Source organism: Streptomyces sp. PA03-1a (assembly GCF_033792805.1).
GTDB lineage: Bacteria > Actinomycetota > Actinomycetes > Streptomycetales > Streptomycetaceae > Actinacidiphila.
The window spans coordinates 1-5,623 of record NZ_JARAVO010000383.1 but is presented as its reverse complement, the minus strand read 5'-3'; the positions used below and the strand labels follow the sequence as shown (position 1 = coordinate 5,623).

General features: G+C 72.7%; 5 protein-coding genes. 4 read left to right on the top strand and 1 reads right to left on the bottom strand.

What is annotated here, in order from left to right:
- Positions 1-72 precede the first annotated feature (72 nt).
- Positions 73-912, bottom strand: a complete 840-nt coding sequence (locus PV341_RS43485) for a DUF3109 family protein (RefSeq protein ID WP_500330168.1) — start codon at positions 910-912, stop codon at positions 73-75.
- Between the two features lie 101 nt (positions 913-1,013).
- On the opposite strand from PV341_RS43485, the gene PV341_RS43480 reads away from it, so the two are divergent.
- The 4 genes from PV341_RS43480 to ilvD all read left to right on the top strand — a co-directional run bounded on the left by PV341_RS43480 (position 1,014) and on the right by ilvD (position 5,598).
- A complete protein-coding gene (locus PV341_RS43480) occupies positions 1,014-1,952 on the top strand; it encodes a Ppx/GppA family phosphatase (RefSeq protein WP_500330166.1) in 939 nt (312 codons plus the stop codon).
- A 161-nt stretch (positions 1,953-2,113) separates the two neighbouring features.
- Positions 2,114-2,917: a sugar phosphate isomerase/epimerase family protein gene (locus PV341_RS43475; protein ID WP_500330252.1), complete on the top strand. Its 804-nt coding sequence runs from the start codon at positions 2,114-2,116 to the stop codon at positions 2,915-2,917.
- Entirely contained in the window at positions 2,917-3,549 is a 633-nt protein-coding gene (locus PV341_RS43470) for a TetR/AcrR family transcriptional regulator (RefSeq protein ID WP_500360784.1), read from the top strand. The genes PV341_RS43475 and PV341_RS43470 overlap by 1 nt, the downstream gene beginning before the upstream one ends.
- 195 nt (positions 3,550-3,744) lie before the next feature.
- Positions 3,745-5,598: a dihydroxy-acid dehydratase gene (ilvD, locus tag PV341_RS43465; protein ID WP_500330162.1), complete on the top strand. Its 1,854-nt coding sequence runs from the start codon at positions 3,745-3,747 to the stop codon at positions 5,596-5,598.
- Positions 5,599-5,623 lie beyond the last annotated feature (25 nt).

The following is a 5,623-nucleotide window of genomic DNA, read 5'->3' as shown; positions in this document are numbered from 1 at the left end:
ACCGAGCGACCCGCCGAGCCAGAGCCCCTCGGCCTCCCCGTCCTCCGCCCAGGGCGACGACCAGGGCGACGACTAGGCGTCCTCGTCCCCGTCCGGCCCCTGATCCCCGCCGCGGGAGCCCGGGACCGGGTCGGCGGGGTGCGGCGCCATCGGCAGCAGGGAGGCGAGCCGCTGCTCGCACAGCTCGACGAGCCGGTCGTAGCCCCGCGGCCCCATCAGCTCGGTGAGCTCCGCCCGGTACGAGACGTACACCGGTTCGCCCGCGCCGTGCGCGGACCGCGCGCCCGTGCACCACCAGTGCAGGTCGTGACCGCCGGGGCCCCAGCCGCGCCGGTCGTACTCGCCGATCGAGATCATCAGCACGCGCGTGTCGTCGGGCCGGTCCACCCAGTCGTACGTCCGCCGGATCGGCAGCTGCCAGCACACGTCCGGCTTGGTCTCCAGCGGCTCGCGGCCCTCCTTGAGCGCGAGCGTGTGCAGGGCGCAGCCGGCGCCCGCGGGGAAGCCGGGGCGGTTGAGGAAGATGCAGGCGCCCTGGTGCCGCCGGGTCTGCCGGTCGCCGTCCTCGTTGACCTCGGCCCAGCCGTCCTCCTCGCCGACCCCGTGGAACTGCCACAGCTCCGGGGTGAGCCGCTCCACGTGCCCCGCGACGCGCTTCTCGTCGTCGTCGTCCGAGAAGTGCGCGCCGAGGGTGCAGCAGCCGTCGTCGGCCCGGCCCGCCTGGATGCCCTCGCAGCCGCGGCCGAAGACGCAGTTCCACCGTGAGGTGAGCCACGTCAGGTCGCACCGGAAGACCTGTTCCTCGTCGGCCGGATCGGGGAACTCGACCCACGCGCGGGGGAAATCGAGCCCGACCTCGTCCGACACGTCCGGGTGATGCTGCCGCTTCGTCGCCTTTTTCACCTTCGCCACGATGTCAGGGTAAGCATGTGAAGCTCCTCCAGTGGTCACCCGCGCAGGTGCCCATACCCCGCATGTCCCCGGTCAAGGCGCGGCGCAGTAGCGTTCCGGGCATGAGACTCGGTGTCCTCGACGTGGGTTCGAATACCGTCCACCTTCTGGTCATGGACGCGCACCCCGGCGCGCGTCCGCTCCCCGCCTACTCCCACAAGGCGGAGCTGCGGCTGGCGGAGCTGCTGGACGAGGACGGCGCGATCCGCGAGGACGGCGTGCGGCGGCTGGTCGCCCAGGTCGCCGAGGCCCTGGTCGTCGCCGAGGACAAGGGCGTCGAGGACGTCCTGCCCTTCGCCACCAGCGCGGTGCGCGAGGCCGCCAACGGCGAGCAGGTGCTCGCCCGGGTCGCCGCCGAGACCGGGGTCGCCCTGACCGTGCTGTCCGGGGAGGACGAGGCACGGCTCACCTTCCTCGCCGCCCGCCGCTGGTTCGGCTGGTCCGCCGGCCGGCTGCTCATGCTGGACATCGGCGGCGGCTCCCTGGAGGTCGCCTACGGCATGGACGAGGACCCGGACGCCGCGGTCTCCCTGCCGCTCGGCGCCGGCCGGCTCACCAGCGGCTGGCTCCCCGGCGACCCGCCCACCTCCGAGGACGTGCGCGGCCTGCGCAAGCACGTGCGCGCCGAGATCGCCCGCACCGTGGCGGAGTTCAGCCGGCTCGGCGGACCCGACCACGTGGTGGGCACCTCCAAGACCTTCAAGCAACTGGCCCGGATCGCGGGCGCGGCCCGCTCCGCCGAGGGCCTGTACGTGCAGCGCACGCTGAGCCGCAAGGCGCTGGCGGAGTGGGTGCCGCGGCTGGCCGCCATGACGGAGGGCGCCCGCCGGGCCCTCCCGGGCGTGTCGGAGGGCCGGGCCCGCCAGCTGCTGGCCGGGGCGCTGGTCGCGGACGCGGCGATGGACCTGTTCGGGGTCGCCGAGCTGGAGGTCTGCCCGTGGGCGCTGCGCGAGGGCGTCATCCTGCGGCGCCTCGACCTGATGACGAGCGACCGGGGCTGAGCGCGGCGCACGCCGTCCGTCGCCGTGCGGGCGCCGCGCCGCTCCGCCCCGCGTGTCGATCGCGTCACGTCGGCCGGGTGCGATGTGCCGTCGGGCCGACCGGCCGCCGTACGCTGTTCCCCGTGGCAGCCCCTGACCCTGTGGACCCGAACGGACACACCGTGCGCGTACCGGACGCGAAGGTCGCGCTGTCCACGGCCTCGGTCTACCCCGAGTCCACGGCGACGGCCTTCGAGATCGCGGCGCGGCTGGGCTACGACGGCGTCGAGGTGATGGTGTGGACCGACCCGGTCAGCCAGGACATCGAGGCGCTGCGCCGCCTGTCGGACTACCACGGCATCCCCATCCTGGCGGTGCACGCCCCCTGCCTGCTGATCACCCAGCGGGTGTGGTCGACCGACCCCTGGGTGAAGCTGCAGCGCGCTCAGGCGGCGGCGGAGAAGCTGGGCGCCTCGACCGTGGTCGTCCACCCGCCGTTCCGCTGGCAGCGCAGCTACGCGCGGGAGTTCGTCGCCGGCATCTGGCGGATGGCGAACGAGACCGACGTCCGGTTCGCCGTCGAGAACATGTACCCGTGGCGCTACCGCGACCGGGAGATGCTCGCCTACGCCCCCGACTGGGACCCCACCAAGGACGACTACCGGCACTTCACCATCGACCTCTCGCACACCTCCACGGCCAGGACCGGGACGCTGGAGATGCTCGACCGCATGGGCGACCGGCTCGGTCACGTCCACCTGGCCGACGGCAGCGGCTCCGGCAAGGACGAGCACCTGGTGCCCGGACGCGGCAACCAGCCCTGCGCGGAGGTGCTGGAGGGCCTGGCCTCACGTGGCTTCGACGGCCATGTGGTGATCGAGGTCAACACCCGGCGCGCGATGTCGGCCGCCGAGCGCGAGGCGGACCTCGCCGAGGCGCTGGCCTTCACCCGGCTGCACCTCGCCGCGGCCGCGCGGGTGCGCTGATGGCTCCCGAGGACGGGACCGGCAGGCGCGGCCGCGGCCGCCCCGCCGGGAGCCGCTCGGGCACCGCCGAGACCCGCGAGCTGATCCTCGCCGCGGCCCGGCAGGAGTTCTCCGCCCGCGGCTACGACAAGACCTCGATCCGCTCCATCGCCAAGTCCGCGGGCGTGGACCCGGCGCTGGTGCACCACTACTTCGGGGCGAAGGAGCAGGTCTTCGAAGCCTCCATCGAGTTGAGCTTCGAGGCCGCCTTCGGCGTCCCCGACGTCCTGGCGACCGGCCCCGAGGGCGTCGGCGAGCGCCTGGCGCGCTTCTTCGTCGCCATCTGGGAGAACCCGGTCTCCCGGGCCCCCATGCTGGCGATCGTCCGCTCCGCCGTGACCAACGACACCGCCGCGGGCGTGCTGCGCGGCATCGTCCTGCGGCGGCTGCTGGAGCGCGTCGCGTCGGAGCTGAAGGTCCCCGACCCCCGGCTCCGCGCGGAACTCGCGGGCGCCCAGATGATCGGCATCGTGATGATGCGCTACGTCATCAAGCTCGAGCCGCTGGCGTCGGCGGACATGGAGGACGTCATCGCCCTCATCGCGCCGACCCTCCAGCGCTATCTGACCGATCCCGGGCCCGTCACGGGGTGAGCCGCCCGCATGGCAGATGGGTCGACAATGGGGGAGAGCGCCCTGTCGCCGGCCCGCTGCGGACCTGTCGTGTCCGGTACCGGATCGCCATCCACACGGTGGACTCGCCGTCCGCAATACGGACACACCGCCGCGTACCACGACCGGGGGCGTACGCTCGAAGGCTCCGAGATGGAAACGTAGGGAGTGGTCCCCGTGCCCGAGCTGAGGTCCCGCACAGTCACCCACGGCCGCAACATGGCGGGCGCCCGCGCCCTCATGCGCGCCTCGGGCGTAGCGAGCGAGGACATCGGCAAGCCGATCATCGCGGTGGCCAACAGCTTCACGGAGTTCGTGCCCGGGCACACCCACCTGCAGCCCGTCGGCCGCATCGTCAGCGAGGCGATCAAGGCCGCGGGCGCCGTGCCGCGCGAGTTCAACACGATCGCCGTCGACGACGGCATCGCCATGGGCCACGGCGGCATGCTCTACTCGCTGCCCTCCCGCGACCTGATCGCCGACTCCGTCGAGTACATGGTCGAGGCGCACTGCGCCGACGCGCTGATCTGCATCTCCAACTGCGACAAGATCACCCCGGGCATGCTGATGGCCGCCCTGCGCCTCAACATCCCCACCGTCTTCGTCTCCGGCGGCCCCATGGAGGCCGGCCGTGCCACCCTCGTCGACGGCACCGTCCGCACCCTCGACCTGATCGACGCGATCGCCGACGCCGTCAACGACAAGATCTCCGACGAGGACATCCTCCGCATCGAGGAGAACGCCTGCCCCACCTGCGGCTCGTGTTCCGGCATGTTCACCGCCAACTCGATGAACTGCCTCACCGAGGCGATGGGCCTGTCGCTGCCCGGCAACGGCTCGGTCCTGGCCACCCACACCGCCCGCAAGGCGCTGTACGAGGACGCCGGCCGCACGGTCGTCGACATCACCCGGCGCTATTACGAGCAGGACGACGAGTCCGTGCTGCCGCGCTCGATCGCCACCTTCGAGGCCTTCGAGAACGCCATGGCCCTCGACATCGCCATGGGTGGTTCCACCAACACGATCCTCCACCTGCTGGCCGCGGCCCAGGAGGCGGACGTCCCCTTCGGCCTCACCGACATCGACGCCGTCTCCCGGCGCGTGCCGTGCCTGGCCAAGGTCGCGCCCAACGTCGCGAAGAACCGCACGTACTACATGGAGGACGTGCACCGGGCCGGCGGCATCCCCGCCCTGCTGGGCGAACTCCACCGGGCCGGCCTGCTCAACGAGGACGTCCATTCCGTCCATTCCCCGTCGCTCGCCGACTGGCTCAAGACCTGGGACGTGCGCGGCGGCTCCCCCTCCGCCGAGGCCGAGGAACTCTGGCACGCCGCCCCCGGCTGCGTCCGCTCCGCCGAGGCCTTCTCCCAGTCCGAGCGCTGGGAGGCCCTCGACCTCGACGCCGCCGAGGGCTGCATCCGCTCCGCCGAGCACGCCTACTCCAAGGACGGCGGCCTGGCCGTGCTCCACGGCAACCTCGCCGTCGACGGCAGCGTGGTGAAGACCGCCGGCGTCGACGAGTCCATCTGGACCTTCGAGGGCCCGGCCGTGGTCTGCGAGTCCCAGGAGGAGGCCGTCGACAAGATCCTCCGCAAGGAGGTCAAGGAGGGCGACGTCGTCGTCATCCGCTACGAGGGCCCCAAGGGCGGTCCCGGCATGCAGGAGATGCTCTACCCCACCTCCTTCCTCAAGGGCCGCGGCCTCGGCAAGGCCTGCGCGCTCGTCACCGACGGCCGCTTCTCCGGCGGCACCTCGGGCCTGTCCATCGGCCACGCCTCCCCCGAGGCGGCGTCCGGCGGCACGATCGCGCTGGTCGAGGACGGCGACCGCATCCGCATCGACATCCCCGGCCGCAGCATCGAACTCCTCGTCCCCGAGGAGGAACTGGCCGCGCGCCGCGCCGCCCTCGGCGGCGTCTACGCCCCCAAGAACCGCGACCGTAAGGTCTCCCTGGCCCTCAAGGCGTACGCCGCGATGGCCACCAGCGCCGACAAGGGCGCCGTCCGCGACGTCACGAAGCTCGAGGGCTGACCCCGGGCCCGCCCCCGTCGTCGTC